27 protein-coding genes are annotated in these 26045 nt (G+C 66.1%); 13 read left to right on the top strand and 14 right to left on the bottom strand.

The genetic code is table 11. From position 1 onward, the window contains the following. Window positions 1–42: 42 nt before the first annotated feature. The 6 genes from DFR48_RS17335 to DFR48_RS17315 all read right to left on the bottom strand — a co-directional run bounded on the left by DFR48_RS17335 (window position 43) and on the right by DFR48_RS17315 (window position 7584). Window positions 43–1683 (bottom strand): asparagine synthase-related protein, encoded by a 1641-nt coding sequence (locus tag DFR48_RS17335; protein WP_114364471.1) that lies wholly within the window; start codon window positions 1681–1683, stop codon window positions 43–45. A 71-nt stretch (window positions 1684–1754) separates the two neighbouring features. Further along, entirely contained in the window at window positions 1755–1913 is a 159-nt protein-coding gene (locus DFR48_RS22010) for a hypothetical protein (protein WP_170141914.1), read from the bottom strand. Window positions 1914–2046: 133 nt separating this feature from the next. Then, entirely contained in the window at window positions 2047–2448 is a 402-nt protein-coding gene (locus DFR48_RS17330) for an Ivy family c-type lysozyme inhibitor (protein ID WP_114364470.1), read from the bottom strand. A gap of 44 nt (window positions 2449–2492) precedes the next feature. Continuing rightward, a complete protein-coding gene (locus tag DFR48_RS17325) occupies window positions 2493–5960 on the bottom strand; it encodes a chromosome segregation SMC family protein (protein WP_114364469.1) in 3468 nt (1155 codons plus the stop codon). A gap of 168 nt (window positions 5961–6128) precedes the next feature. After that, on the bottom strand, window positions 6129–6908 hold the full coding sequence (locus DFR48_RS17320; protein ID WP_114364468.1) for a DsbA family protein: 780 nt from the start codon (window positions 6906–6908) through the stop codon (window positions 6129–6131). Between the two features lie 154 nt (window positions 6909–7062). Next, window positions 7063–7584 (bottom strand): DUF721 domain-containing protein, encoded by a 522-nt coding sequence (locus tag DFR48_RS17315; protein WP_114364467.1) that lies wholly within the window; start codon window positions 7582–7584, stop codon window positions 7063–7065. A 98-nt stretch (window positions 7585–7682) separates the two neighbouring features. Between DFR48_RS17315 and mutY the strand changes: the two genes are divergently transcribed. From mutY to DFR48_RS17300, 3 genes are read left to right on the top strand one after another with little or no spacing between them, the layout of a single operon-like run. Next, on the top strand, window positions 7683–8777 hold the full coding sequence (mutY, locus tag DFR48_RS17310) for an A/G-specific adenine glycosylase (protein ID WP_114364466.1): 1095 nt from the start codon (window positions 7683–7685) through the stop codon (window positions 8775–8777). 3 nt (window positions 8778–8780) lie between these two features. Further along, a complete protein-coding gene (locus tag DFR48_RS17305) occupies window positions 8781–9395 on the top strand; it encodes an HAD family hydrolase (RefSeq protein ID WP_114364465.1) in 615 nt (204 codons plus the stop codon). Window positions 9396–9413: 18 nt separating this feature from the next. After that, window positions 9414–9707, top strand: a complete 294-nt coding sequence (locus DFR48_RS17300; RefSeq protein ID WP_114364464.1) for a putative quinol monooxygenase — start codon at window positions 9414–9416, stop codon at window positions 9705–9707. A gap of 135 nt (window positions 9708–9842) precedes the next feature. On the opposite strand, the gene DFR48_RS17295 is transcribed toward DFR48_RS17300, so the two are convergent. The 3 genes from DFR48_RS17295 to DFR48_RS17285 all read right to left on the bottom strand — a co-directional run bounded on the left by DFR48_RS17295 (window position 9843) and on the right by DFR48_RS17285 (window position 11841). Next, window positions 9843–10973 (bottom strand): site-specific DNA-methyltransferase, encoded by a 1131-nt coding sequence (locus DFR48_RS17295; RefSeq protein WP_114364463.1) that lies wholly within the window; start codon window positions 10971–10973, stop codon window positions 9843–9845. Window positions 10974–11170: 197 nt separating this feature from the next. Then, complete coding sequence (locus tag DFR48_RS17290) at window positions 11171–11515, bottom strand: antibiotic biosynthesis monooxygenase family protein (protein ID WP_114364462.1); 345 nt, start codon at window positions 11513–11515, stop codon at window positions 11171–11173. Then, window positions 11512–11841, bottom strand: coding sequence for an NIPSNAP family protein (locus DFR48_RS17285; protein ID WP_114364561.1), 330 nt, complete (start codon window positions 11839–11841; stop codon window positions 11512–11514). Before DFR48_RS17285 ends, DFR48_RS17290 begins: the two co-directional genes overlap by 4 nt. Before the next feature lie 197 nt (window positions 11842–12038). Between DFR48_RS17285 and DFR48_RS17280 the strand changes: the two genes are divergently transcribed. The 4 genes from DFR48_RS17280 to DFR48_RS17265 all read left to right on the top strand — a co-directional run bounded on the left by DFR48_RS17280 (window position 12039) and on the right by DFR48_RS17265 (window position 14708). Beyond that, on the top strand, window positions 12039–12836 hold the full coding sequence (locus tag DFR48_RS17280; protein ID WP_114364560.1) for a helix-turn-helix domain-containing protein: 798 nt from the start codon (window positions 12039–12041) through the stop codon (window positions 12834–12836). A gap of 155 nt (window positions 12837–12991) precedes the next feature. Next, window positions 12992–13336 carry a DMT family transporter gene (locus DFR48_RS17275; RefSeq protein WP_114364461.1) on the top strand — a complete coding sequence of 115 codons (345 nt, stop codon included), beginning with the start codon at window positions 12992–12994 and terminating at the stop codon, window positions 13334–13336. Further along, on the top strand, window positions 13333–13911 hold the full coding sequence (locus DFR48_RS17270; RefSeq protein ID WP_114364460.1) for a TetR/AcrR family transcriptional regulator: 579 nt from the start codon (window positions 13333–13335) through the stop codon (window positions 13909–13911). The genes DFR48_RS17275 and DFR48_RS17270 overlap by 4 nt, the downstream gene beginning before the upstream one ends. Window positions 13912–14018: 107 nt before the next feature. Then, window positions 14019–14708 (top strand): HAD family hydrolase, encoded by a 690-nt coding sequence (locus DFR48_RS17265; protein WP_114364459.1) that lies wholly within the window; start codon window positions 14019–14021, stop codon window positions 14706–14708. Window positions 14709–14714: 6 nt separating this feature from the next. Here the strand turns inward: DFR48_RS17265 and DFR48_RS17260 are convergent, their stop codons facing one another. Both DFR48_RS17260 and DFR48_RS17255 read right to left on the bottom strand, forming a co-directional pair. Beyond that, complete coding sequence (locus tag DFR48_RS17260) at window positions 14715–15632, bottom strand: diacylglycerol/lipid kinase family protein (protein ID WP_114364458.1); 918 nt, start codon at window positions 15630–15632, stop codon at window positions 14715–14717. A gap of 103 nt (window positions 15633–15735) precedes the next feature. After that, window positions 15736–16287, bottom strand: a complete 552-nt coding sequence (locus DFR48_RS17255; RefSeq protein WP_114364559.1) for a hypothetical protein — start codon at window positions 16285–16287, stop codon at window positions 15736–15738. A 184-nt stretch (window positions 16288–16471) separates the two neighbouring features. Between DFR48_RS17255 and thrC the strand changes: the two genes are divergently transcribed. The 4 genes from thrC (at window position 16472) to DFR48_RS17235 (ending at window position 22787) form a co-directional block, all read left to right on the top strand. Then, window positions 16472–17872 (top strand): threonine synthase, encoded by a 1401-nt coding sequence (gene thrC, locus DFR48_RS17250; protein ID WP_170141913.1) that lies wholly within the window; start codon window positions 16472–16474, stop codon window positions 17870–17872. 26 nt (window positions 17873–17898) lie between these two features. Then, entirely contained in the window at window positions 17899–19197 is a 1299-nt protein-coding gene (locus DFR48_RS17245; protein WP_114364456.1) for a M16 family metallopeptidase, read from the top strand. A 66-nt stretch (window positions 19198–19263) separates the two neighbouring features. Further along, a complete protein-coding gene (locus DFR48_RS17240) occupies window positions 19264–19875 on the top strand; it encodes a GNAT family N-acetyltransferase (RefSeq protein ID WP_114364455.1) in 612 nt (203 codons plus the stop codon). Window positions 19876–19922: 47 nt separating this feature from the next. Further along, on the top strand, window positions 19923–22787 hold the full coding sequence (locus tag DFR48_RS17235) for an EAL domain-containing protein (RefSeq protein ID WP_425359266.1): 2865 nt from the start codon (window positions 19923–19925) through the stop codon (window positions 22785–22787). A 42-nt stretch (window positions 22788–22829) separates the two neighbouring features. Here DFR48_RS17235 and DFR48_RS17230 read toward each other — a convergent pair whose 3' ends face one another. Further along, the gene (locus tag DFR48_RS17230; RefSeq protein ID WP_114364453.1) at window positions 22830–23435 is read right to left on the bottom strand and encodes a YqgE/AlgH family protein; all 606 of its coding nucleotides are present in this window, start codon (window positions 23433–23435) and stop codon (window positions 22830–22832) included. 164 nt (window positions 23436–23599) lie between these two features. On the opposite strand from DFR48_RS17230, the gene DFR48_RS17225 reads away from it, so the two are divergent. Both DFR48_RS17225 and DFR48_RS17220 read left to right on the top strand, forming a co-directional pair. Beyond that, window positions 23600–24439 (top strand): protein-disulfide reductase DsbD domain-containing protein, encoded by an 840-nt coding sequence (locus DFR48_RS17225; protein WP_114364452.1) that lies wholly within the window; start codon window positions 23600–23602, stop codon window positions 24437–24439. Between the two features lie 64 nt (window positions 24440–24503). Continuing rightward, the gene (locus tag DFR48_RS17220) at window positions 24504–24989 is read left to right on the top strand and encodes a peroxiredoxin (protein WP_114364451.1); all 486 of its coding nucleotides are present in this window, start codon (window positions 24504–24506) and stop codon (window positions 24987–24989) included. Window positions 24990–25167: 178 nt separating this feature from the next. On the opposite strand, the gene DFR48_RS17215 is transcribed toward DFR48_RS17220, so the two are convergent. After that, entirely contained in the window at window positions 25168–25515 is a 348-nt protein-coding gene (locus DFR48_RS17215; RefSeq protein ID WP_114364450.1) for a DUF3088 domain-containing protein, read from the bottom strand. 186 nt (window positions 25516–25701) lie between these two features. Continuing rightward, window positions 25702–26010 carry a Dabb family protein gene (locus DFR48_RS17210; RefSeq protein ID WP_114364449.1) on the bottom strand — a complete coding sequence of 103 codons (309 nt, stop codon included), beginning with the start codon at window positions 26008–26010 and terminating at the stop codon, window positions 25702–25704. Window positions 26011–26045 lie beyond the last annotated feature (35 nt).

Below are 26045 nucleotides of genomic sequence, written 5' to 3'. Positions count from 1 at the left end.
TCATAATTGCGGCAGGGTCGTGGAGAAGTTTCGGACAAGGTGTCAGGCGGCGGTCGATCCCACGTCGCCGCTGCCGGTCGCTCGGCGGTCCCAGCCGCCTTGCCGCCTCGTGCCGACACGGCGCAGGATCGTTTCCACGTTGAAGGCATGGAAGACGAAACCGACCTCATCGAGGCCGCTCGCGCTGCCGATCCCCGAGACGGCGTGGATCAGGGCGTCCGCGTCGACGATGCCGAGATCGTGCAGGCGGCATTCACGGCGCAGATCGCGGGTGATACCCCCGGCAGCGGCGACGAGCGAGGTCGTGAGATAGGTCTCAAAATTCTCGCGCAGCGGCACGTCGAGAAAGGCGTCCGGGTAACCGAGATGAGAGAGCATCCGGCGATGCAGCGCCTTTCCGGCACGCCACTCACGCGGCAGGCTGCGATAGAAGCGGACCGACTCCGGCTGGGCGAAGGCGCTGACCGGCCAGAGCCCGTTCTCGGCGAAGAGCGGCGCGCGGGCCGCCTGCGCTTCGAGCACGGAAATCGGCAAGACCGGAAACGGGGCACGCTCGCAACGGCGGGCGTAATCGCCGAAGCTGTTGCGGTAGGTCGGCCTGATCGCCGAGGCGGGCGATTGCGGCAGGTAGGCGTCGCTGACGTTCCTCGCCCATTGCTCGGCGTCCTGCTCGAAGGCATGCAGCATGTGTAATTCATCGCCGCCAGTTCCGGTCGCGATCACGCGCGTGCCCCTTTCGCGCACGAGTGCGGCGATGAGGCCCCGTAAGGGCCGCTGCAGGTCGGCATTGCGCGGTGTCGCCACGTAGTCGCTCGCTGCCGAAAAACCGGACGGGACCATCGCCGTGCGCTCCACCGGCCAGGTCATATCCCGGTAACCGAGACGGGCGATCGCCAGCTCGCGCCTCTCGCGCTGCTGGAATGCCGCAGCGCCGGTAATTTCGAGTGCCGCAGTCACGGGCGGCAACGCGGCCCCGCGCGCGAGCACGCCGGCGATCACCGCCGAATCCATGCCGCCGCTGAATTCGGCGGCGACCTCCAGAGCGTCGAGCGGCCAGCGCCGCAGCAGCGCCTCCACGAGATCGGAGGCGACTGCGGGAATGTCCACGTCCTCGCGGACGGGCGTCGGCAGGAAATAGGGGGCAGGTGCAGGGTATTCGACGGTGACTTTGCCGCCCACATCGACGTGCAGGGCGGCGCGCTCCGTCACCATGAAGACGTTGGAAAACAGGGTCGCCGCCGCATAGGGTGGATTGCCGGTGAGGCGAAAGGCGGTCCAGGCCGGATCGACGTCGCCTGCGGCCGCATCCGCGTAGAAATCGGCAAAATCCCAGGAGACCTCGATCGCGGATGCCGAGGGGCGGACATAGAGCGGCGCCACGCCGCCATGCCCGGCGCGGACCGTGACCGCCGCACGACGATGGTCGACGACGATCGCCTGCCAGTCGAGCGGCCAGGCCTCCATTATTGTGAGGAAGGCACGCAGTTCGGCCTCACCTGCACCGGATGCGGGGGGAAGGCCCGCCCCTCCGGTCGTAGAGCGCTCACGGCAAAGGAGCACGGAAAGATCCGGCCCCTCCCAGCGGAAGTGCTCGAGCAGTGGATGGGTCATCACCCGCAGTCTGTCGACCGCCCACCGCTCGCAACCGGCGGCGACCGTCCGTTCAAGTCGTCCGACGAACATGCATCCGGTCTCCGTGCGAGGCGCACCGCCTCAGCCGAATGGCCGCCCCGAAGGGCGGCCACCGACCGGTGTCATACGTCGAGCTTGTCCATGTCGCCCGGCTTTCCGCCCTTGATCATGGCGGAAATCTCGGTCGTCGACGGGGTCTGGCCGATGCGCGGCGCCTTGGCGAAGACGTCGAGTTCAGCGCCGAGCGTTGCCGACGGGCGGGTGGATTTGGTGGTATCCATAGAGCTTCTCCTTTGAGTTGGGATAGGTTTAGGCTCGTCAAGATTGCGCCACCCAATCTAAACACTTCTAGATTGCATGTTCATGCTTGCGATGTCAACCGGAGCTGGCAATGCATCCGGAACGAGAATGCGATCAGAAGTCGCCGGCGAGCCGTTCCGCCGGCGTCGGGTCGCCGAAGACCAGATGCCCCTGCCGGGCGTCGTGGATATAAACCGTCACCCGCTTGCCGTCGGCGGAAAAGAGCGCCCGCAGACGGCTTTCGGCGCACCGCCCGGCCTCGCAGGCGGAGAAGAGCTGCATTTCCTTGCCGTCGACCGCGACGCTCTTCGAGGCGAGCGCGATGTATTTGGGGCGGACGACCATGCTACGTATCCAATACGGAAGCCCGCGACGCCCCCGCAGCAGCGTTTCGAGCGCCTCGCGATGGGGCGCGGACATGGCGATCACCTGGGGCAGAAAATTGCCGGAAAGGCTTTGGGCCGGTTCCTCGGCATGCAGCGGAAAGGCCAGAGCAAAGGCGACGGCCGCGGCCATGGCGGCCGGCCGGAAAGACCTGCGGCATTGCCGGAGCCGACCCGTCACACCGCCTCGCGCTCCCGCAGGGCCTCCGCCGTCTGCAGGTCGACGGAAACAAGCTGGGAGACGCCCTGCTCGGCCATGGTGACGCCGAAGAGCCGGTTCATGCGCGCCATGGTGATCGGGTTGTGGGTGATGACGACGAAGCGGGTCTCGGTGGAGGCCGCCATCTCGTCCATCAGGTTGCAGTAGCGCTCGACATTGTGGTCGTCGAGCGGCGCGTCCACCTCGTCCAGCACGCAGATCGGCGCGGGGTTGGTGAGGAAGACGGCAAAGATCAGCGCCATCGCCGTCAGCGCCTGCTCGCCGCCCGAAAGCAGCGTCATCGTCTGCGGCTTCTTGCCCGGCGGGCGGGCGAGGATTTCGAGGCCGGCGTCCAGCGGGTCGTCACTCTCGATCAGCTGCAGCTCGGCCGTGCCGCCGTTGAAGAGATGCGTGAAGAGGCGCTGGAACTGGGCGTTGACGACGTCGAAGGCGGCGATCAGCCGTTCGCGGCCCTCGCGGTTCAGGCTCTGGATCGCCCCGCGCAGCTTGCGGATCGCGTCGATCACGTCGTCGCGTTCCCTGATGAGCGCAGCGAGCTTTTCCGAAAGCTCCCTCTGCTCCTCGTCGGCGCGCAGGTTGACGGCGCCGAGGCGCTCGCGCTCGATGCGCAGCCGGTCGAGATCGCGCTCGATCGCGCGCAGGTCCGGCAGGCCGTCGCCGGCGTTCCGACCGGTCAGCCGGAAGGCCTCGTGGGGCTCGACGTTGAGCGCCTGGTGGATGCGCGCTTCGGTCTCCTTGCGGCGCTCGCGCGCCGACATCAGGCGTTCCTCGGCGCGGCCGCGCTTCTCACGGCTTTCGGCAAGCTCGGCGAGGGCGGAAACCGCCTTTGCATCGGCCTCGCGCTGGCGGGTCTCGGCTTCTGCGAGCCTGTCGGCGGCGGCCCGGCGGGCGGCTTCCGCCTTGTCGAGTTCGGCGAGCAGCGCACGGCGCTTCTCCTCGAATTCGTCGGGCGCCATTTCGAGCGACATCACCTCCTCGCGCGCCTCGAGCTCGCGGTCGCGCAGGGTGGCGATATGCTCCTCGGCGCTCCTTGCACGGGCGATCCAGGTCGCCCGTTCGTGACCGATCGCGGCAATGCGGCGCCGGCGCTGTTCGTTTTCGCGGTCGAGCCCTTCATGGCGGGCGCGGGCCTCGGCGAGCAGGCCGCGGCCGGTCGCCACCTCGAGCTGGCTGAGGCGCAGACGCTCGTCGAGATGGGAAAGGTCCGGCGCATCCTCGAGTTCGATGCGGGCATTCTCTTCCTGCGCGAGAATTTCCTCGACCTGCGCTTTCAGGCCGCTCAGCGCCTCCTCCACCACGTCGCGGCGGCGCAGCAGCTCGCCGGAGGCGCGTTCCGCCTGGGCGAGCGCATCGCGGGCCTCGGAGAGGCGCCGGAGCGAGAGGCGCTGGGTCTCGCGCGCGGCGGCAAGACTTGCGTCCGCTATGCGGATCGCCTCGACCGCCTCGGCAAGCCTATCTTCCGCCTCGGCGAGCTGGTCGCGGGCCTCGCCGATCTCGGCCTCGATTTCGGCGAGCCGGTTCTTCTGGGCGAGGCGGAGTGCCGCCGCACTCGGCGCCTCGGAGCCGCGGACATGACCGTCCCAGCGGTAGACGGCGCCCTCGCGGGTGACGAGTCGCTGGCCGGGCTGCAGGAGCCCCATCAGGTGGTGTGCCTCTTCGGCCGCAACGACACCGATCTGGCGCAGGCGCCGCGTCAGCGCCGGCGGTGCGGCGACATGGCCGATCAGCGGCATGGCGCCGGCGGGAAGCGCCGGGTCGTCGGAGCCGGCGCCGTTCTCGCTCCAGTGGGCGGGCGCACGCGGATCGGTGGGCGAATCGAGGTCGTCGCCGAGCACCGCCCCGAGCGCCGTTTCGAAGCCACGGTCGACGCGCAGCTCCTCGGCGACGGGCGAAAATTCGCCGGAAGCCGCCGCGGAGGCCAGCATCCTGGAAATCGTGCGGGACTCGGTTTCAAGCCCGTTCAACCGTGCGCGCGCCGCTTCGAGCGGGGTGCGGGCAAGGCCTTCGTCGCGCCGGGCTCCGGCAAGGTCGGCCTCCGCCTCGACCACCGCGGCCTCGCAATCGGCGAGCGCCTGTTCGGCGGCATCGACCATTTCCCGCTTCTCGTCCGGATCGGGCAGGCCGGCGACGCGGGCGGCAATGTCGGCGATCTCGCGGGTGGCGTCTTCCGCCTGGCGCTGCAGGCGCTGGCGGCGATCGCCGAGTTCGCGGATCGAGCGTTCGAGCTGGGTGCGTCCGGCAGCCGCCTCGGCGCGTTCGGCGGTGAGTGCGGCAGATTGCTTCTCGCTTTCGGCGAGCGTCGCTGCGGCGGCCTCGAAGGCCTCGCGCGTCTCCTCGGCATGGCGTCCGGAATCGGCAAGCGCCTCTTCAAGCTCGGCCTGCTCGACGTCGAGCCGTTCGAGGATCGTCGCATTGTCGGCGACGAGCCGCTCCTCGCGGCGGATGTCCTCGTCGAGCTGGGCGAGCCGGCGGGCGAGCTCGTCGCGGCGCTTCAGAAGCCGGCCGGCATCCTCTTCGAGCTGCGAGCGGGCGATCTGCAGGCGCTGCAGCGCGGCGGCGGCCTTGGCCTCCTCCTCGCGCAGTTCCGGCATTTTGAGGCTGGCGATCGCCTGCGTCTTCGCGGCCTCCATCTGAAGCTGGGCCTTTTCCGCGACGATCGAGGTCGCCTGGTTCAGCGCACTTTCAGCCTCCCCTTCCGCCTCCTTGGCCTGCACCCATTGCACATGGAGCAGCATCGCCTCGTTGGCGCGGATGTCGGCCGAGAGCATCTTGAAGCGGTTCGCCTGCCGGGCCTGACGCTTCAGGCTCTCGATCTGGCTTTCGAGCTGGGTGGTGATGTCTTCGAGGCGTTCGAGATTGCCTTCGGCGGCGCGCAGCCTGAGCTCCGCCTCGTGCCGGCGCGAATGCAGGCCGGAAATGCCGGCCGCCTCTTCGAGGAGCTGGCGCCGCGCCTGCGGCTTCGCCTGGATGAGTTCGCCGATCCGCCCTTGCCCGACCATCGAGGGCGAACGCGCGCCGGTGGAGGCATCGGCAAAGAGAAGCTGCACGTCCTTGGCGCGCGCTTCCTTGCCGTTGATGCGGTAGACCGAACCCTGCTCGCGCTCGATGCGGCGCGTCACCTGGATCTCGTCGGCGTCGTTGAAGGCGGCGGGCGCCGTGCGGTCGGAATTGTCGAGATGGAGGCCGACCTCGGCCGAATTGCGCGCGGGACGGTTTCCCGAGCCGGAGAAGATCACGTCGTCCATGCCGGACGCGCGCATGTTCTTGTAGGAGTTTTCGCCCATCACCCATCGAAGCGCCTCGACGAGGTTGGACTTGCCGCAGCCGTTCGGGCCGACGACGCCCGTCAGTCCGCGCTCGATCACGAACTCCGTCGGTTCGACGAAGGACTTGAAGCCGACGAGGCGGAGACGGTTGAATTTCATGGGTTCACCCTCCCCTTGAGGGGGAGGGTCGGAGCAAAGCTCCGGGGTGGGGTGACCGCCAGCAGCGTCACCCCCACCCGCGCATTCGCGCGACCTCCCCCATCAAGGGGGAGGTAAAAAACGGCCGCACGAGGGCTCCCGCCGGCCACAGTCTCGAATGCGCGCCGGTCAGAGGAAGCTGTCGATGAGTGCCGACATGGTTTCAACCGACATGTCTCCGGAATAGCTCTTTCCATTGATGAGGAAGGTCGGCGTCGACTTGATGTTGTAATCCTTGGCCGCACGGTCTCTCACAGCCGTCACATCAGCGGCAAGTTTCGCGTTCGTCAAGCACGCCTCGAAGCTCTCCTGTGTAAAACCGGCAAGTTTCGACATTTGCAGCATCGCGCCGCGAACATCGCCGTCGGCGGGAGCCGCCCAGGCCCGCTGCTGCTTGAGGAAGGTGGAGACGAACGGGAAGTAGCGGTCCTGCGGGGCGCAGCGCGCCAGCATGAAGGCGGCGGTGGCCGCCGGGTCGAAGGGGAACTCGCGAAGGACGAAGTAAACCTTGCCGGTGTCGATATACTTCGTCTTGATCGCGTCGAAAGTGTTCTCGTGGAAATGGGCGCAGTGCGGGCAGGTCATCGACATGTATTCGACGATCTTCACCGGCGCATTCGCGTCGCCCATCGCCATTTCCGGCAGCGTTCCGGGCTTCAGCACGTCGGCCATGTCGACCGTGCCGTCCGGCTGCGGGACCTCGACCTTGGCGGCGGGTGCCTCGGCCGGTGCCGTTTCGGCGGGCTTCTCGGCGGCGGGCTTCGCCTCTTCGCCGGCGGGGGCGGTCTTGGTTTCGGCCGGCTTTTCCTCCGAGCTGTCCGAGCAGGAGGCGAGCAGCGCGCCGAGCGCCGTCACGGCGATCCCGCCGAGCAGCCGCCGCTTGGTGAGGTTCAGTTCGGAAATTTGCATCGGGGCACCTGTCTCGTTCAGAGTTTGGACTTTGCCACAACCGTTATATTGCCGGCCGGCGGCAAACAAGGCGGGGAAGCTGCTGTTTCATCAAAGAATTGTGACATCCTGAAGCCCAGAACGGCAAAGAAACGCAACCGGACGGGCACGACGGCTATCGCGGCCGCCGGTTGGGCGAGAGGACCGCCGTGCCGAGCCGCTCGATTGCCGCCCGCAGTTTCTCGTCGGTGATGCCTTCCATCATGTCGGCGAGCCGGCGCGCCCGCTCGCCTTCGAGCTTTCGCGGCTTGGGGCGGTGAAGCGCCGCCTGCGAGACCGGCTTCTGCACGATGCGGATCTGGCCGATCGCCGGATAGCCGAAGAAGCCGTTGATGCGGGCGATCAGTTCGCCCTGGGCGTGGGAGAGGAAAAGCGCCCTCGCCCCGTCGCAGGCGATCGTCAGCACGCCCGGCCGGTGACCGCCCTCCTCGCCCGGTTCGCCGCGCCGCGGCCAGGCGATCTTTTCCGGCCGCGAGCAATCGGCGAAACTGTCGCCGACGATCTCGTCCCAAGAGCCGAGAAGCGCGGTGTTGATGCCGGCGCGGCGCGCGAGCACCGGATCGATGATGCCGTTCGCCACCTCGGATATCTGGAAGACACCCCTTCTCGGCGCGGCGCTCTTCTTCTGACTGTTCATCGCGGCGCGCCTCAAACCTTTTGCCTCTGCCGGCCGATCCGGCCTTGAACCAAATACCGATTTGGCCAGATATAGGCGAGTTTACCCCTCATCAGCAAATGGCGACCTTGAAATCCTCCGCAAATCCGACCGCCCGGGCACTGCTTGCCTGGTACGACCGCCACCATCGCGAGCTGCCGTGGCGCACGACGCCGGCCATGGCGGCCAAAGGCCTCAGGCCGGACCCTTACCATGTCTGGCTGTCCGAAGTCATGCTGCAGCAGACCACCGTGCAGGCGGTAAAGGGCTATTTCGCGAAGTTCGTGGACCGCTGGCCGAGCGTCGGCGACCTCGCCGCCGCACCGAACGAGGACGTGATGGCCGCCTGGGCGGGCCTCGGCTATTATGCGCGCGCCCGTAATCTGAAGAAATGCGCGGAAGTGGTTTCCGGCGCGCATGGCGGCGTCTTCCCCGATACCGAGGAGGGGCTCAGAACCCTGCCCGGCATCGGCGACTATACCGCCGCGGCAATCGCGGCGATCGCCTTCGACCGTCCGGCGGCAGTGATGGACGGCAATGTCGAGCGGGTGATCTCGAGGCTCCATGCGATCGATGCGCCGCTGCCCGGCTCGAAACCGGAGATGAAGCGGCATGTGGCGGCGCTGACGCCTGCCGAACGGCCGGGCGATTTCGCCCAGGCGATGATGGATCTCGGCGCGACGATCTGCACGCCAAAACGGCCGGCCTGTGCGCTCTGTCCCTTCCGCGGGGACTGCCTCGCGCTCGACGGCGACGATCCGGAACGCTTTCCGGTGAAGGCAGCGAAGAAGGAGAGGCCGGTGCGGCAGGGCGCTGCCTTCGTCGCCGTCTCGGGTGACGGGCTCATCCTCTTGCGGCGGCGGCCCGAACAGGGCCTGCTCGGCGGCATGACGGAGGTGCCGACCACCGGCTGGACGGCGCGGACGGACGGCGAGACCGGCGTGACCGCCGCCCCCTTTTCCGCGGAGTGGCAGCCGGCCGGCATCGTCACCCACGTCTTCACCCATTTCGAGCTCAGGCTTTCGGTCTACCGCGCGGGACCGCTCAGCATCCCCTCCAGCGTTCACGGATTTTGGGAACCGGTGACCAAACTTGATGACCAGGCGCTGCCGACCGTCATGAAAAAAGCAATCGTTCAGGCTATTCCGAACGCCTTTCCGACCAACAAGGGATAACCAATGCCTGCAGATATCCGCCACATCGTCTTCGACATCGGCAAGGTGCTCGTCCACTATGATCCCGACCTGCCCTTTTCCCGCATCATCCCCGATCCCGAGGAACGCCGCTGGTTCTTCGAAAATGTCTGCACGCATGACTGGAATGTCGAGCAGGATCGCGGCCGGACCTGGCAGGAAGCCGAGGACCTACTGATCGCCAAGTTCCCCGAGCGGGCGGATCACATCCGCGCCTTCCGGATCAACTGGCGGGAGATGGTGCCCTATGCCTACGAGGACACGGTGACGCTGCTGCGCGCGCTGATCGACAGCGGCCGGGACGTCACCATGCTCACCAATTTCGCCGCCGACACCTTCCGCGAGGCGCAGGAGATGTATCCGTTCCTTACCACATCGCGGGGGATTACGGTTTCCGGCGAGGTCGGGCTCATCAAGCCGGATACCGCGATCTACCAGACCCATGCGGCGGCGCACGGGCTGGAGCCGGAGCACACGCTGTTCATCGATGATTCGCCTGCAAACGTGGAAGGGGCGAAAGCGGCCGGCTGGCAGGCGGTGCAGTTCACCGGCGCCGACAAGCTGCGCCGCGATCTCGCCGCCCACGGCGTTGCCATCTGAGGACACTGGGACGAACGAATGACGGACACAAAAATCTATCTCGATGGACATCTCGACATCCCGTCCGACCGACTGGAAGCGGTCATGGCAGCCCTGCCGCAGCATATCGCGTTGACCCGGGCAGAACCCGGTTGCCTGAAATTCGAGGTCACCGTTAGCGAAAGTGAGGCCGGACGGCTGGACGTTTCGGAGATATTCGTCGACCAGACGGCCTTTGACGCACATCAGACACGCATGCGCGCCTCCGACTGGTTCAAAGTGACCGAGGGCATCCAGCGTCATTTCACCATCCGCACCGGCGTTACCGCCTGAGGACGGCTGCGGAACCGATCAGAAAAAGATGACGCCCGGTTCCCTTTCGGGACCGGGCGTCAAGCACTCCTTCCGGGACTGAAGGTACTGGAACCGGAAGGAGGATCTCACATGCAGGCGAAGCGCGCCGGATCGTCAATCGAGCTTCGCCATTCCGCTGCGGACGACCGCCCGCAATTCATCGATCGGGCGCAGCGCCTTGCCGTCCTCGAAGTGCCAGAAGGTCCAGCCGTTGCAGGCGTCGAGCCCCTGCACCCTTGCGCCGACGCGGTGGATCGAACCCGCCTCGCCGCCGGAAACCAGCGTTCCGTCCGCCCGGACGATCGCCGAATGGCGGCGCCTGCCACAGGTGAGCACCTGGCCGGGACGGATCATGCCACTCTCGACCAGCGTGTTGAAGGCGACGCGCGGTTCGGCCTTCTTGCCGGTCATCACGGTCAGTTCCGTCTTGCCGAGCGGCTCGACGGCGGCGATGCGCGCCGCGGCCGCGTCGATGTAGTCCTGTTCGCGCTCGATGCCGACGAAATGGCGGCCGAGACGCTTGGCGACCGCACCGGTGGTGCCGGAGCCGAAGAACGGATCGAGCACGACGTCACCGGGCTTGGTGGAGGCCATGATGACGCGGGCGAGCAGCGCTTCCGGCTTCTGGGTCGGATGGACTTTCTTGCCGTCGTCGCCCTTCAGCCGCTCGGCGCCGCCGCAGATCGGGAACAGCCAGTCGGAGCGCATCTGCACGTCGTCGTTGGCGGCCTTCATGGCGTCGTAGTTGAAGGTGTAGCCCTTGGCCTTCGGATCGGGCGAGGCCCAGATCATCGTCTCGTGGGCGTTCTGGAAGCGGCGGCCCTTGAAGTTCGGCATCGGGTTGGTCTTGCGCCAGACGATGTCGTTGAGGATCCAGAAATTCAGGTCCTGCAGCGTCGCGCCGACGCGGAAGATGTTGTGATAGCTGCCGATGACCCAGATCGTGCCGGTCGGCTTCAGGACGCGGCGGCAGGCAAGCAGCCAGGCGCGGGTGAAGGCGTCATAGGCCTCGAAGGAGGCGAACTGGTCCCATTCGTCGTCGACCGCGTCGACCACCGACTGGTCCGGACGGGTCAGCATGCCGCCGAGCTGCAGGTTGTAGGGCGGATCGGCGAAGATCGCATCGACGGATTTGTCGGGAAGTGCTTCGAGCGCGGCGACGCAATCGCCCTTGATGATACTGTCGACCCAGGAGAACGGGTCCGAAGAACGGCGAAGTTCGGCGAGCGGAAATACAGAAGCCATGTTCTACTCTCTGTTACGCGGACGCAGCACGGGATAACGAGGCTCATGGTTACCGAACTTGGTTACCAAAGATTGAACGGCTCAGGCGATTTTCCGCGCGCCCCGGCATTTTCGCGCCGCAGGTCCTGACGAACATGGTTTACGTGTCTCCTCCGCGACGGCTGCGACCGGCGCGGAGACAACGGAACAGCCTCCACTCACCCGTGCAGGACACGGCTGTCGGCGGGCGCCTCTTCGCGGGCGGCAAGGCCGTAGTCGCGGACCACATGGGCGACCCGCAGCCGGTAGTTGGCGAACGTGCCGGCGCGGCCCGCCTCCTGCGCCTGCCGGTGCTCCTCCGTCCGCCGCCAGGCGGCCACGGCCTCCTCGTCCCGCCAGAAGGACAGCGAGAGAAGCTTGCCCGGTTCGGAGAGGCTCTCAAACCGCTCGATCGAGATGAAACCGTCGACCTCCTCCAGCAGCGGCCGCAGGATCTGTGCACGGGCGAGATATGCCGTCCGCCGCCCTTCCGCAGGAGCGACCTCGAAGATGACGGCGATCATGGCTGCACCTCCGCCGACGGTAGACGGCTTACGTTCTTCAGGAACAGCCGGTCCTCCTCGAGGATGACGCGGGCATTGCGCGCAAATTCATAGTTGGCACGGCCGAGTGGATCGGCGGCAAGTCTCGCCCGGTAGGCCTCGTAGGCCGCGAGACTCTCGACATGATAGATGCCGTAGGCGGTCGTGGTCGAACCCTCGTGCGGGGCGAAGTAGCCGACGAGATCGGCCCCGCAGCGGGGGATCGCCTCGCCCCAGTTGCGGGCATAGGTCACGAAATCCTCTCGGGCGAAGGGATCGATGCGATAGCGGATGATGCAGGTGATCATGGTGGGCTCCTTGCGGTCTCGGGAGCCCCGATGTGCCACGACCCCGGACGAATTTGCTTCGACCGCGGTCGAAGCGTCGCCGGCCGTAACAGGGCATGATGCAGGTACGGCTTCGACGAACATGGTTCGATATTTGCCGAAGCATGTGCTACACAAGATACCGTCATCGAATGACCGAGAACAACGCGAGGTGCATCATGGCAGAAGGCCCGGACATTGCGCGCATTGCTTCCCTGATCGGCGATCCGGCGCGGTCGAACATGCTGCTCGCCCTCCTCGGCGGCAGGGCGCTCACCGCAACCGAGCTTGCGGGAGTGGCCGGCGTCACCCTGCAGACGGCAAGCTCCCATCTCGCGAAACTCGAGGACGGCGGACTGCTCTGCCAGCGCAAGCAGGGCCGGCACCGCTATTTCGCGCTCGCCGATGATCATGTCGGCGCGATGATCGAGAGCCTGATGGGCTTTGCCGCGAGCCGGGGGCATCTGCGCCACCGCGTCGGGCCGAAGGAGCCGGCCCTGCGCAAGGCGCGGATCTGCTACGACCATCTCGCCGGCGACTACGGCGTGCGCATGCTCGACAGCCTGATCGCCCGGGGCGCGATCGAGGCGAGCGACGACGCGCTGCGGCTGACGGACAAGGGCGAGAGCCTGCTTTCCGGCCACGGAATCGATTTTGCTGCGCTGAAGGCGAGACGACGGCCACTCTGCCGCGCCTGCCTCGACTGGAGCGAGCGCCGCACCCATCTCGCAGGCTCGCTCGGCAAGGCGCTGCTCACGCATTTCCTCGACCGCGGCGAAGCACGCCAGGTGGAGGGCAGCCGCGTGGTTACGTTCTCGCCGGAAGGGGAACGGCGGTTCCGGGCGATGTTTCCGATATCCGAGCACCATCTTGCCGTCCGTTCTCTGGAGAACGCACTGATCGAAGGCGAACAGTCGGGCGAGCCGCGTCCCTTTGACTTCGAAGCGTTCAAGAAGCGCAAGCGGGCTTCGCTTTAGCGCGTTGTCTCTTCGCACGAACGGAACCGCCCACTCCCTCTTCTCCCCGGCGGGGAGAAGAGGAAGCCGCATCCGGCGTCATCACGCGGCTTGCAAAGAAACCAACCGTACGGTATCTTTGTTAAAACGATGAACCTGTGCGAGAGTATTTTGCGATGAACCCCGTCTTTACCGCCTATGGAGCACTGGGCGGCGCCATCGTGCTCGAGGTGATCGGCACGACGCTCCTGCAGCGGTCCGAGCAGTTCACCCGCCTGCTGCCGACCGCGGGCATGGTGGTGTTCTATGCCGCCTCCTTCTACCTGCTGACGCACGCGCTCAAGGGCATGCCGCTCGGCATCGCCTATGCGATGTGGGGCGGGCTCGGCATCGTGCTGACGGCGCTGATCAGCGTCTTCGTCTTCAAGCAGACGCTCGATTTCGCCGCCCTTTCCGGGATCGCGCTGATCGTCGCCGGCGTCATCGTTATGAACACGTTGTCCGGGTCGGTGAGCCATTGAGCGCGCCTCTAGCCGCCCTCTCCGCCTATCACCGTCCGAAGCAACCGGAACAGGTGCGCCGGGCGCTGCTCGATTGCGCCGCGCAGATCGCGGCAGAGAGCGGGGCCGCCGCGATCACCATCCAGGCGGTGGCGGAGCGCGCCGGCGTCACCAAGGGTGGACTGCTGCACCACTTCGAAAGCAAGCAGGCACTGCTCGCGGCCGTCTTCGCCGACCTCCTCGACCAGCTCGACCGCGAGATCGACCGCTCGATGGAAAACGACCCGAAGCCGGAAGGCCGCTTCACCCGCGCCTATGTCCGCGCCGGCTTCTCCGACCGGCTGCTCGGCGCGAGGAGCCTGTGGGCGGCGCTCTCGGTCGCCATCGTTTCCGAACCGGCGCTGCGGGCGCTCTGGACGGCCTGGCTCGACCAGCGGCTTTCCCGGCACCGGCAAACCGACGACACGCCGGCGCTCGCCGTGGTCCGCCTCGCCGCGGACGGCATCTGGCTCGCCGACATGCTGGAGAAAGAGGGCGGGCTCCGGCGCTATCCGCAGCGCTTCGAGGCGGAGCTGCTCGCGCTTGCCGGCGGGTGAAGGCGAAAGCGCGTCGGCGGGAGGCAGCCATGCATCCGGAATGATTGTCCTTCCTCGCCCGATCGTGTAGTCAGGCGACCTTCCCGAGGCAGAGGACGGATCTTTCCATGAGCGGTTTCGAGCTGACCATTTTCGATTGTGACGGCGTACTCGTCGATTCCGAGATCATCGCTGCGAAGGTGGAATCAAAACTTCTCAACGAGGCAGGCTATCCGATCTCCGTGGAAGAGATGGGCGAACGCTTCGCCGGCATGACCTGGAAGAACATCCTGCTCTCCGTCGAGAAGGAAATCGACATTCCCCTTTCGGCGAGCCTGCTCGACAAATCCGAAACGCTCCTGGACCAGCGGCTCGCCCGCGAGGTCAAGATCATCGAGGGCGTCAGCTTCGCGCTCGCGCGCATCGAAGGGCCGCGCTGCATCTGCTCCAACTCCTCGGTCCACCGTCTCGACAGCATGCTGACGAAGGTCGGCCTCAAGGAGCAGTTCGCGCCGAACATCTTCTCTGCGAAGGAACTCGGTCCCGACCGCGTCAAGCCGAAACCGGACATCTATCTGCACGCGCTCTCGCAGATGGGCGTCGCGGCGAAGAAGGCCGTCGTCGTCGAGGATTCCGTCCACGGCGTGCACGCCGCGCGCGACGCCGGCATCCGCGTCATCGGCTTCACCGGCGCCTCGCACACCTATCCCTCCCATGCCGACCGGCTGACCGATGCCGGCGCCGAGACGGTGATCTCCCGCATGGTCGACCTGCCGGCGGTTATCGCCGCGATGGAGAGCTGGTCGGGCCTCGCCTGATCTCTCTCAGATCTTCAGCGTCAGCGCCGCCGGCTTGATCTCGAAGGAGGCGGCAATGCTTCCCGGCGTCTCACCGTCCGCCTCCAGCAGCGCCGGCCGGTCGTCGAGCGGCTCGGCCAAGACCGAGCGCGCCCGGTAGAAACGGACCTTCGGATCGCCGACATGGGCGCCCGAATAGATCTTCTGCAACAGCTTCAGGGTCTCGATCGTCGGGGCGCCGCCGAGCACCGCGACCTCGAAGAGCCCGTCGGAAAGGTCCGCGGCCGGCGCGACATGCATGCCGCCGCCGAACCAGCCGCCATTGGCGATCGCCACCGCGGTCACCGGTCCGGAATGCACCTCGCGGCCGTCGAGCACGAGCCGCACCCGGCGCGGCCGGTAGCGCAGGATCGACCGCAGCGAATGGACGAAGAAACGCAGCGGCCCGGGAAGCCAGCCGCCGCGCTCGGCCCCGTTGACCGAGCGCACGACCTCACCCGAGACCCCGAAGCTCGCGATATTGACGAAATGACGCCCGGTGGTCGTGCCATCTTCCGCGCGGCAACGCAGGAAGCCGGCGTCAACCTTCCGCAGGGGTGCGCGGGCGATCGCCGCGGCGATTGCGGCCGGCTGGTGCGGCGGATCGAAATTGCGGGCATAGTCGCTGCCCGTTCCGGCCGGAACGAAGGCAAGCGGCGTTTCGGGACGCGAGGACGAGAGAATGCCGTCGGCAACCTCGCTGATCGTCCCGTCGCCGCCGACCGCGATCACGAGATCGACACCGGCCTCGACGACACGCCGCGCCAGGAGCGGCGTGCCCCCAGCGACGGTCTCATGCTCCTCGATCAGCGGAAAATGCCGGTCGAGCTCCCGCCTGACGCGCAGCCAGCCGGCCTGCCCCGAGCGGCCACCCGAGACGGGATTCCTGATGATGGCGACCTTCACCCCTGCCCCCGACTTGAAAAGGACCGCAGCCTCCCCTCAAAGGCGGACGATCCGCACGGAAAGCGGCCGGCGAAAACCGGCCGCCCCGCGAAATTCCTTGTGATTACTTGGTCTTGTAAGGACCTTCGTCGAACCCGACCTGCACCTTGGCGAGTCCCGAGACGTCGCCGGGCACCGTCACCTGCTTGGTGAAGAGGAACTGGCTCGCCTGTGCGGCATCGGCAAGGCTCGCCTCGAACTGGGTGAGCTCGGTGTAAACGACCTTCTCGCCATCGGTGACGGCGACGCGGATCGGCATCTTCAGCGTGCCCGCCTTGCCCATCGGGCCGGCGACCAGGCGGCCCTGGACCATGACGTTGATCGTCAGCTGCGTCTCGTCGCGGCTGCAGGAGCGGGTCGTGTCGGCGAGCGAGGCCTGGTAGACCACCTTCGCCGGGTCGTCCATGCCGCCCTTGGCGTATGTGCGGTAGTAGGCCGTGCCGTCACGCAGCGCGATCGTCGGGCAGATGCCCTGCACGACGGGAGCGACGGCGGGCGTGGCAGCCGGCTTGTCGGCGCCGCCGCCGAGAGCGGCACCGGGATTGCCGGCATTGCAGCCCGCCAGCACAGTCAACAAGGATGCGGCCAAGATCCCGCGCGAGACTTTCAAAGACACGATTCCGAACCTTCCCCATTTCAGGCTGCTCGCAGCCAAAAACCATTCCAATTGAGGCCTTTTCACGACCCTTGCGGATGGTCTATATCAGCGGCGCAGCGAAAAATCGAGTAGCCGGCGTTTTGCGTCGATCGTCGGCTTCGTGCACGCCCTCGAAGGCATGCCTTCGTTCCCGACAGCAAGGATGACACTCTTGGAATACATCTCTACCCGGGGGCGGGCCCCCAGCCTCGGCTTCTGCGATGCCCTTCTTGCGGGGCTTGCCCGCGACGGCGGTCTCTACGTGCCGCGCGAATGGCCGAAGCTCTCGAAGAAGGAGATTCGCGCGCTTCGGGGCAAGAGCTACCAGGAGGTCGCCTTCGCGGTGCTGTGGCCCTTCGTCGGCGACGAGATCAAGGCCGATGTCTTCCGGACGATGATCGACGAGGCCTATGCGACCTTCCGGCATCCCGCCGTCACCCCGCTCGTGCAGACCGGGCCGAACGCCTTCGTGCTCGAACTCTTCCATGGCTCCACGCTCGCCTTCAAGGACGTCGCGATGCAGCTTCTGGCGCGGCTGATGGACCATGTGCTCACCGAGCGCGGCGAGCGGGCGACCATCGTCGGCGCCACCTCGGGTGACACCGGCGGGGCGGCGATCGACGCCTTCGCCGGACGTTCCCGCACCGACGTCTTCATCCTCTTCCCGCACGAAAAGGTCTCGCCCGTCCAGCAGCGGCAGATGACCACATGCAAGGCGGAGAACGTCCATGCGCTCGCCATCCGCGGCAATTTCGACGACTGCCAGAACCTCGTGAAGGCGATGTTCAACGACGCGGCCTTCCGCGACCAGCTGCGCATCTCCGGCGTCAACTCGATCAACTGGGCGCGGATCATGGCGCAGGTGGTCTATTATTTCACCGCCGCGCTCTCCCTCGGTGGCCCGGACCGCAAGATCTCGTTCACCGTGCCGACCGGCAATTTCGGTGACGTCTTCGCCGGCTATGTCGCGAAGAAGATGGGCCTGCCGATCGACCGGCTGGTGATCGCCACCAACGAGAACGATATCCTGGCGCGGACGCTCAAGACCGGCCGCTACGAGATGCGCGGTGTTGCGGCGACCACCTCGCCCTCGATGGACATCCAGATCTCCTCGAACTTCGAACGGCTGCTTTTCGAAGCCTATGACCGCGACGACGACGCCGTTCGCGCCTCGATGGAGAGCCTGCGGCAATCCGGCGGCTTCGAGATCAAGGAGCGGGCGCTGAAGGCGATCCGCAAGGATTTCCGTGCTGCCCGCGCCAGCGAAAAGCAGGTGGCGAAGACGATCCGCACGACGCTCGCCGAGACTGGCTACCTGCTCGATCCGCACACCGCCGTCGGCGTTTTCGCTGCCGCCAAGTTCGAACGGTCGGCGAGCCCGATGGTGACGCTCGCGACCGCGCACCCGGCAAAATTCCCGGCCGCCGTAAAATCCGCAAGCGGTATTGACCCGGCGCTTCCGACGTGGCTTGCTGACCTGATGGACCGGGAGGAGCGTTTCGACATCCTCGATGCAGAGCTTAAAGCCGTTGAAACCTTCATCGGCCAGCATGCCCGCGCGTAAACGTAACGAGGCGTAGAAAGACGAATATGAAGGTTGAGTGTACCCGGCTGCCCTCCGGGCTGACCGTCGTAACGGAGAGGATGCCGCACCTTGAAAGTGTGGCGCTCGGCACCTGGATCAAATCCGGCGCCCGCAACGAAACGCCGGACGAGCACGGCATCGCCCATCTCCTCGAACACATGGCGTTCAAGGGCACGAGGAGCCGCAGCGCCCGCGATATCGCCGAGCAGATCGAGAATGTCGGCGGCGAACTCAACGCCGCGACCTCGACCGAAACCACCGCCTACTATGCCCGCGTCCTCAAGGACCACGTCCCGCTCGCTGTCGACATTCTTTCCGACATCCTGACCGACTCCGTCTTCGACGAGGACGAACTCGCCCGCGAGAAGCATGTGATCCTGCAGGAGATCGGCGCCGCCAACGACACCCCGGACGACGTCGTCTTCGACCGCTTCTCCGAGATCGCCTTCCGCGACCAGACGCTCGGGCGGCCGATCCTCGGCACGCCGGACACGGTCAAGGCCTTCACCAGCGACGAGATCCGCGGCTATCTCTCGCGCAACTACACCACCGACCGCATGTTCGTGGTCGCGGCGGGCGCCGTCGACCACGACGCCTTCGTCCGGCAGGTCGAGGAGCGCTACGCCTCCCTGCCGACCAAGGCCTCGGCCACGCCCGTCATGGAGCCGGCCCGCTATACCGGCGGCGAGGCGCGCGAGACCCGCGACCTCATGGATGCGCAGGTGCTGATCGGCTTCGAGGGACGCGCCTATCATGTCCGCGACTTCTACTGCTCGCAGGTGCTCGCCAACATCCTCGGCGGCGGCATGTCCTCGCGCCTCTTCCAGGAGGTGCGCGAGTTCCGCGGCCTCTGCTATTCGGTCTATGCCTTCCACTGGGGCTTTTCCGATACCGGCATCTTCGGCATCCATGCGGCGACCGGCGGCGAGAACCTGCCGGAACTCGTGCCCGTCATCATCGAGGAACTGCGCAAGGCCTCGCAGTCGATCGAGCAGCAGGAAATCGACCGTTCGCGCGCCCAGATCCGCGCGCAGCTCTTGATGGGGCAGGAAAGCCCGGCGGCGCGCGCCGGCCAGATCGCCCGCCAGATGATGCTCTACGGCCGCCCGATCTCCAACCAGGAGATGATGGAGCGCCTCGAAGGCATCACCACCGAGCGCCTCACCGACCTCGCCGGCCGGCTGTTCTTCGATACGGTGCCGACGCTCTCCGCAATCGGCCCGCTGGAACAGCTCGCGCCGATGGACGAGATCGCCGGCGCGCTGTCGCTCGGCAGTCAATCGGCCCGCAAGGCCGCCATATAAGGCGGGAGCAACCGCCGACGACGACACATGCGGCGGAGTGACCTGCCGCCGATCCGGGGGTGATCGATGGGACGATCGGTGTTTCGGTTTCTGTCGCGGCAGCCGGACAAGCCTGATCTTGCGAGCGAGGTGCATCGCCTGCGCCTGCCCCGCTACAGCGATTTCGAGCAATGGCACGTCCTGCGGTCGGAAAGCCGCAGCTTCCTGCAGCCGTGGGAGCCGAGCTGGCGCCCCGACGACCTCACCGAACGGTCCTTCCGCGCCCGCGTGCTGCGCAACGAGCAGGAATATTATGCCGGGCTCGCGGTACCGCTCTTTCTTTTTTCACGCTCCGATGACACGCTGCTCGGCGGCCTGACCGTCGGGCTCATCCGGCGCGGTGCGGCGCAAAACTGCATGATCGGATACTGGATGGGCGAACGCCATGCGGGACACGGTCATATGTTTGCCGCACTTCAGCTGGCTATTCCGTACATATTCAGGGTCCTCGAGTTGCACCGAATTGAAGCAGCCTGTATTCCAGACAATCAAAAAAGCATCCGGCTGCTCGAACGGACCGGATTTCAGCGGGAAGGCCTTTTGCGCGAGTATCTGAAAATCAACGGTCAGTGGCGCGATCACGCCCTGTATTCCAGACTGGCCGAGAGCGCCGGCGGGAACAGGGACAAAGAGCGTTGATGACCTGGCTCCGGAATGACCATGCGTCCCGCGGACGCCGGCTGGTGATGCTTCTTGCCGTCCTGATGTGCGGCCTGACGAGCCTTGCCGCCGGCACATCGCGGGCGGCGGAGCCGGTGAAGATCTCGCGCGACGACACCGCGCTCGACCTCACCCCGACCACGGAAATCTACACCAGCCAGGGCGAGGCCTTCCAGGTTTCGACGGCCGCCGGTGCCGACGGCATTCGCCGCCGCATCGAGGTCCGCGCCAGTTCGGAAAACCACCAGGGCGACTGGGCGGTGTTCGCGCTTGCCAACGTCTCGGAAGAGCAGCTCGAGCGCGTGATCGTCGCGCCACACTTCCGGCTCGCCAAGTCCAAGCTATTCTGGCCTGATCTCGGCTCTCAGCGCATCATCGCGATCACGCCGTCGGAAGGTTTCGCCCTCGACCGGCAGCCGAGCGACGAGGCAGATGTCTTCCGCATCACGCTGAACCCCGGTGCGGTCATCACCTTCGTCGCCGAACTCGCGACGCCCAACCTGCCGCAGATCTATCTCTGGGAACCGAACGCCTACAAGGACACGGTCAACGCCTTCACGCTCTACCGCGGCATCGTGCTCGGCATCGCCGGCCTTCTCGCGGTGTTCCTGACGATCCTCTTCGTCGTGAAGGGCACCTCGATGCTGCCGGCGGCCGCCGCACTCGCCTGGGCGGTGCTCGCCTATATCTGCGTCGACTTCGGCTTCATCGACAAGCTGATCGGCATCACCACTGTCGACCAGCGAATATGGCGCGCCGGCGCGGAGGTGGCGCTGGCCTCCAGCCTGGTGATCTTCCTCTTCACCTACCTTAATCTCAACCGCTGGCACGTTCATCTCGGACACGCGACCTTCGCCTGGGTGCTGGGCCTCGGCCTCCTCTTCGGCGTGGCGATCTACGACCCGTCGATCGCCGCCGGCATTGCCCGCCTCTCCTTCGCGCTGACGGCGACGGCCGGCATCGTCCTCATCGTCTATCTCGGCTTCAACCGCTACGACCGGGCGATCCTGCTGGTGCCCTCCTGGGCGCTGATCCTCGTCTGGCTGTTCGGCGGCTGGCTCACCGTCACCGGCCAGCTCGACAACGACATCATCCAGCCGGCACTCGGCGGCGGACTGGTGCTGATCGTGCTTCTGATCGGCTTCACCGTCATGCAGCACGCCTTTGCCGGCGGCGCCTACCAGCAGGGCCTGTTCTCCGACCTCGAGCGGCAGGCGCTGGCGCTCAGCGGCTCCGGCGACACGGTCTGGGACTGGGACGTCGCGCGCGACCGCGTCGTCACGAGCCCCGACATCTCGGTGCGGCTCGGCCTTTCGCCGGGCACGATGCACGGCCCGGCGCGCAACTGGCTGCCGCGCCTCCACCCCGACGACCGCGACCGCTTCCGCGCAACACTCGACGTACTGCTGGAGCACCGCAAGGGCCGGCTCAACCACGAATTCCGCCTGCGCGCCGAGGACGGCCATTTCCACTGGTTGCAGATCCGCGCCCGCCCCGTGCTCGGCTCCAACGGCGAGGTCATCCGCTGCGTCGGCACCATCGTCGACGTCACCGAGCAGAAGAACTCGATCGACCGGTTGATGCAGGATGCGATGCACGACAACCTGACCGGCCTGCCGAACCGCGAGGTCTTCCTCGACCGGCTCCAGTCGGTGCTGGCGCTCGCCAACGACGGCGACGCCATTCGCCCGACAGTCATGGCGATCGACATCGACCGCTACAAGCAGGTCAACGACTCGCTCGGGATCGCCGCAGGCGACAACATCCTGATTGCGCTCACGCGGCGGCTGCGACGGCTTCTGAAGCCGCAGGATACGCTCGCGCGCATTTCCGGCGACGAGTTCGGCCTCATCCTCGTCTCCGAGCGCGATCCGGCCAAGGTCGCCGATTTCGCCGACGCCGTCAGCAAGGCGATCATGGTGCCGATCAGCTTCGCCAACCGCGAGGTGATCCTGACGGCCTCGGTCGGCCTCGTCTCGTGGGTGGACCAGCAGGAGAACGCCGTCGGCCTCCTCTCCGATGCGGAGCTTGCCATGTACCGGGCCAAGCGTGCCGGCGGCAACCGTGTCGAACCCTTCCGGCCGGCCTTCCGCACCTCCGGCACCGACCGGCTGCAGCTGGAAACCGACCTTCGCCGCGCCATCGAGCGCAAGGAGCTCTCGATCGTCTATCAGCCGATCGTCACACTTGCCGACGGCGAGATCGCCGGCTTCGAAGCGCTGATGCGCTGGGACCACCCCAAGCGCGGAACGATCCCGCCGTCCGAGTTCATCCCGATCGCGGAAAGCTCGGACCTCATCGAGCCGCTCGGCATGTTCGCGCTCGAACGCGCGACCTCCGATCTGGTCGAGTGGGAGCGGCACACCGGTCACGTGCCGATCTTCGTCTCGGTCAATCTGTCGAGCGCCCAGCTCCTGAGCAGCGAGCTCTACAACGATGTCCGCTCGATGCTCGCGAAAACCCAGTGCGAACCGAACCGCATCAAGCTCGAGCTTACCGAGACGGTGATGATGGCGAACCCGGAGCAGGCGCGCCTCGTGCTCGGCAAGCTCAAGGAACTCGGCATCAGTCTCGCGCTCGACGACTTCGGCACCGGCTATTCCTCGCTCGTCTATCTGACGCGCTTCCCCTTCGACACGATCAAGCTCGACCGGGCGCTCGTCTGCGCCGAGGGAGACAAACGCGAGGTGATGCTGCGCTCGGTGGTCGGCATGGCGCGCGAGATGGAGATGACGCTGGTCGCGGAAGGCGTGGAGACCGACGAAGCCGCCAAGGCGCTCGCGGACCTCGGCTGCCAGTACGGCCAGAGCTATCTCCTCGGCCCGCCGATCGGCGCCGAATCCGTCCAGAAACTGCTGCGCGAGCGCTTTCCGCTGACCAAGCGGGCGTGAGGGCGAGGCGGACTAGCGCGCTATCGGGGACAGTCCTGCCCCTCAGGCGTGGCCGGCGTCGATCGAGAGCATGGCGGGCGTGACGCCCATCAGGGCGAGTGCACGCTCGTATTTTCCTTCGAGCGCGCGATCGAAGATGATGTCCTCGGTCGACGGGCAGTTGAGCCAGCCGTTGTTGGCGATCTCGTGTTCGAGCTGGCCCGGCCCCCATCCGGCATAGCCGAGCAGCATGGTCGCCCGGCGCGGCCCGCGGCCGTCGGAAATGGCCCGCACGATGTCCAGCGTCGCCGTCAGCGAAATGTCGTCGCTGACCGGAATGCTGGAGTCGCTGAGATAGTCGTCAGTGTGGAGGACGAAACCGCGGCCGACCTCGACCGGGCCGCCGCTCTGGATCGGGAAGTCGCGGGCGTGCTCCGGCAGCATGATGGCATCGGCACGGTCAATCATGTTGAGGTGCAGCAGCACGTCGGCGAAGGTCAGCGACTGCGGGCGATTGATGATGAAGCCCATGGCGCCGGCCTGCGAATGGGCGCAGATATAGACCACCGAGCGGGAGAAGTTGCCGTCCGCCATGCCGGGCATGGCAATGAGCAGCTGCCCGTCGAGATAGCTGCGCTCGCGGTTCTTTGTTAAAGACGAGAAGGGCATCCTACCTCCAACTGCCTCTACGAGGCTTTCGGCGCCACGCGCTCGGTCTTCGACATGCGTTAAAGAGAAGATGGGGCATCGGCCGCGATCTATCAACCAAAAATGATCACGGGCTATCGAGCGTGACTAGAATTGACCCAAAATGGGCGCTAAGTCCATGTGACATGTTCGCGCCCCGTCTTTTCCGCCTCCTGCTCTCCGTCATCGCGGCGTTCCCTGCCGTCGCGCTCGCACCGGCGCTGCCTGCCCGTGCGGCATCGAGCGACTGGGCACGCAACGAGGGCGGCCGCATGCGGCTCGTCGTCCTGCCCGCCGGTGCGGAAGGCCGTCGCCAGGCCGTGCTGCAGATCGAGCCGGAACCTGGCTGGATCACCTATTGGCGCGAACCGGGCGACAGCGGCGTGCCGCCCGCCGTGACGGTGGCGCCCGTAAGCGGCTTTACGCTCGACCGGATCGACTTTCCCGTACCGAAGCGGATCGACGCCGGCGATCTCACCGACATCGGCTACGACCATGCCGTCGCCCTGCCGATTTCGCTTTCCGGTCCGCCGGCGGGAAATGAAACGAGACTGGAGGCGACCGCCTTCATCGGCCTCTGCAAGAACATCTGCATTCCCTTCCAGGCGGCGCTCACCGTCGATCTGCCGGCAACCGAGACGGCCGATGCCGAGGAGGCCAAAATCGTGGCCGATGCCCTTGCCAGCCTGCCCGGAAAGGCCACATCCGATTTCGCGGTCGAGCGGCATGCGATGAGCGCCGACCTCAAACGCCTGACGCTAGAGGTCGCGCTTCCCGAAGGTGCGAAGGACGTGCAGGCGATCGTCACGGGTCCTTCCGGCTATGTCTTCTTCGCCTCCGCACCCGCCGCCGGGGCCGGCGGCAAGACGGTGATCGAGGTGCCCGTCGGACGACTTCCGAAGAATTACGCAATCGCCGGAAAGCGCTGGGACGCGCTGGTGATTGCCGGCGGACGGGCGATCGAGACCGTTCTTGCCTTTGACTGACGTCAATTTATATTCCCCCGAAACGCCCCACCGGCATCACGATTCCCCAAAAGAGGAGACGCCCATGACCATCGCAGTCGGAGACAAGCTGCCCTCGGCCACCTTCAAGGAAAAGACGCCGGACGGCCCGGTCGAGCTCACCACCGACGCGCTCTTCAAGGGCAAGCGGGTGGTCGTCTTCGGGGTTCCCGGCGCGTTTACGCCGACCTGCTCTGCCAATCACCTGCCCGGCTATCTGGAAAACCGCGACGCTATCTTCGCCCGCGGCGTCGACGACATCGCGGTCGTCTCTGTCAACGACTGGCATGTGATGGGCGCCTGGGCGCAATCCTCCGGCGGCATGGGCAAGATCCACTTCCTCGCCGACTGGGACGCCTCCTTCACCACGGCGCTCGGTCTCGATACCGATCTCTCCGTCGGCGGTCTCGGCGTGCGCTCCAAGCGCTATTCGATGCTGGTCGAGGACGGCAGGGTCAAGACGCTGAACGTCGAGGACGTACCGAGCCAGGCGACGGTATCCTCCGCCGCAACGATGCTCGGGCAGCTCTGACATCCCACGGTCGGGTCGAAGACGGCGGCGGAACGATCCGCCGCCCCTGATCTGAATGGAGAATACTCTCTGTCGCAAATGTCGGTCGCAGAACTCGGACGTCTGCGTCTGGCGGCAGGGAAATGGCTGGGGTCGCGACAGAGATATTGACTGGACCCATGAACCTGTCTTGCGTCCTTTATGGATGAGGATCAGGAAACCCGTGTCTTTCCGATAGAGCCGCCAGAATCTTGTCCTTGCCGGAGATGAAAGCCCTCCCCTTGTATGTGCCGGTCTGATGAGAGGATGTCTCGCCATCCGCCAGCACCAGCGCGGGCAAGGACTGGTTTTCCTCACCGAGCAACTCAATCACCGGAAGCCTCGGCCGCGGCCATGCAATCCGCTCGACATCGAGCCGCCCGGCCAAATCGGGGAAGGACGCAAGAACCCCCTCCATGAGAGCGCAATGCCAGCAATAGAACCTCTGGCCGGGATAGGCGGGATCTTCAAAGTCGGGCAGCAAGAGAAAAAGCCTGTCTCGATGCACGGTATTCTCCTGCTTTCTCTGTCGCAAAATCGGATGTTCTACGACGGTTGGACATTCGGAATGTTTCACCGGGATATGCTCGGCAAGCTAAACCATCCACGACGTCCATTCCGCCAGCGGATAGCGCGTCACGATGTAGCTGGTTTCCACATGTGGGTCAGGAGCGGCGGAGCGATCCGCCGCTTCTCAGACCTCCATGTCGAAGACGAGGACGCCCGACAACCCGCCGTCGGTCGCGCGCACGAGCCGCTCCGCGACTTCGACATGCGCGGGATGCTGGAGATAGTAGTCCCGCACCTGGGCATCCTCGAAGGTGACGATGAAGCCGTCGACGAAGCCGCCGTCGAGCCCTTCCGGCGAGACATTCGGCCCGCAGACCACTTCGGTCATGCCCGGAATGACGTCCTTCAGCGCGGCGATGCCCGCATAGATCGCCTGTTTTTCGGCCGCCTGCGTGGCCGCCTTGAAGCGCAGGAATACGCAATGCCGGATCATGCTGACCTCCCCTCCGTCACGTCAGCGCAAACAAT

Origin of the sequence: Ciceribacter lividus (assembly GCF_003337715.1) — a bacterium.
GTDB lineage: Bacteria > Pseudomonadota > Alphaproteobacteria > Rhizobiales > Rhizobiaceae > Allorhizobium > Allorhizobium lividum.
Note: the sequence above shows the minus strand (reverse complement) of the source record. Positions and strands in the feature narration are given on the sequence as shown.

What these genes read in the sequence shown, in the direction of transcription:
- DFR48_RS17335 (WP_114364471.1), bottom strand. Translation starts at nt 1,683, where the DNA reads ATGTTCGTCGGACGACTTGAACGGACGGTCGCCGCCGGTTGCGAGCGG.
- DFR48_RS22010 (WP_170141914.1), bottom strand. Translation starts at nt 1,913, where the DNA reads ATGGATACCACCAAATCCACCCGCCCGTCGGCAACGCTCGGCGCTGAA.
- DFR48_RS17330 (WP_114364470.1), bottom strand. Translation starts at nt 2,448, where the DNA reads ATGGCCGCGGCCGTCGCCTTTGCTCTGGCCTTTCCGCTGCATGCCGAG.
- DFR48_RS17325 (WP_114364469.1), bottom strand. Translation starts at nt 5,960, where the DNA reads ATGAAATTCAACCGTCTCCGCCTCGTCGGCTTCAAGTCCTTCGTCGAA.
- DFR48_RS17320 (WP_114364468.1), bottom strand. Translation starts at nt 6,908, where the DNA reads ATGCAAATTTCCGAACTGAACCTCACCAAGCGGCGGCTGCTCGGCGGG.
- DFR48_RS17315 (WP_114364467.1), bottom strand. Translation starts at nt 7,584, where the DNA reads ATGAACAGTCAGAAGAAGAGCGCCGCGCCGAGAAGGGGTGTCTTCCAG.
- mutY (WP_114364466.1), top strand. Translation starts at nt 7,683, where the DNA reads ATGGCGACCTTGAAATCCTCCGCAAATCCGACCGCCCGGGCACTGCTT.
- DFR48_RS17305 (WP_114364465.1), top strand. Translation starts at nt 8,781, where the DNA reads ATGCCTGCAGATATCCGCCACATCGTCTTCGACATCGGCAAGGTGCTC.
- DFR48_RS17300 (WP_114364464.1), top strand. Translation starts at nt 9,414, where the DNA reads ATGACGGACACAAAAATCTATCTCGATGGACATCTCGACATCCCGTCC.
- DFR48_RS17295 (WP_114364463.1), bottom strand. Translation starts at nt 10,973, where the DNA reads ATGGCTTCTGTATTTCCGCTCGCCGAACTTCGCCGTTCTTCGGACCCG.
- DFR48_RS17290 (WP_114364462.1), bottom strand. Translation starts at nt 11,515, where the DNA reads ATGATCGCCGTCATCTTCGAGGTCGCTCCTGCGGAAGGGCGGCGGACG.
- DFR48_RS17285 (WP_114364561.1), bottom strand. Translation starts at nt 11,841, where the DNA reads ATGATCACCTGCATCATCCGCTATCGCATCGATCCCTTCGCCCGAGAG.
- DFR48_RS17280 (WP_114364560.1), top strand. Translation starts at nt 12,039, where the DNA reads ATGGCAGAAGGCCCGGACATTGCGCGCATTGCTTCCCTGATCGGCGAT.
- DFR48_RS17275 (WP_114364461.1), top strand. Translation starts at nt 12,992, where the DNA reads ATGAACCCCGTCTTTACCGCCTATGGAGCACTGGGCGGCGCCATCGTG.
- DFR48_RS17265 (WP_114364459.1), top strand. Translation starts at nt 14,019, where the DNA reads ATGAGCGGTTTCGAGCTGACCATTTTCGATTGTGACGGCGTACTCGTC.
- thrC (WP_170141913.1), top strand. Translation starts at nt 16,472, where the DNA reads ATGACACTCTTGGAATACATCTCTACCCGGGGGCGGGCCCCCAGCCTC.
- DFR48_RS17245 (WP_114364456.1), top strand. Translation starts at nt 17,899, where the DNA reads ATGAAGGTTGAGTGTACCCGGCTGCCCTCCGGGCTGACCGTCGTAACG.
- DFR48_RS17240 (WP_114364455.1), top strand. Translation starts at nt 19,264, where the DNA reads ATGGGACGATCGGTGTTTCGGTTTCTGTCGCGGCAGCCGGACAAGCCT.
- DFR48_RS17235 (WP_425359266.1), top strand. Translation starts at nt 19,923, where the DNA reads ATGCTTCTTGCCGTCCTGATGTGCGGCCTGACGAGCCTTGCCGCCGGC.
- DFR48_RS17230 (WP_114364453.1), bottom strand. Translation starts at nt 23,435, where the DNA reads ATGCCCTTCTCGTCTTTAACAAAGAACCGCGAGCGCAGCTATCTCGAC.
- DFR48_RS17225 (WP_114364452.1), top strand. Translation starts at nt 23,600, where the DNA reads ATGTTCGCGCCCCGTCTTTTCCGCCTCCTGCTCTCCGTCATCGCGGCG.
- DFR48_RS17220 (WP_114364451.1), top strand. Translation starts at nt 24,504, where the DNA reads ATGACCATCGCAGTCGGAGACAAGCTGCCCTCGGCCACCTTCAAGGAA.
- DFR48_RS17210 (WP_114364449.1), bottom strand. Translation starts at nt 26,010, where the DNA reads ATGATCCGGCATTGCGTATTCCTGCGCTTCAAGGCGGCCACGCAGGCG.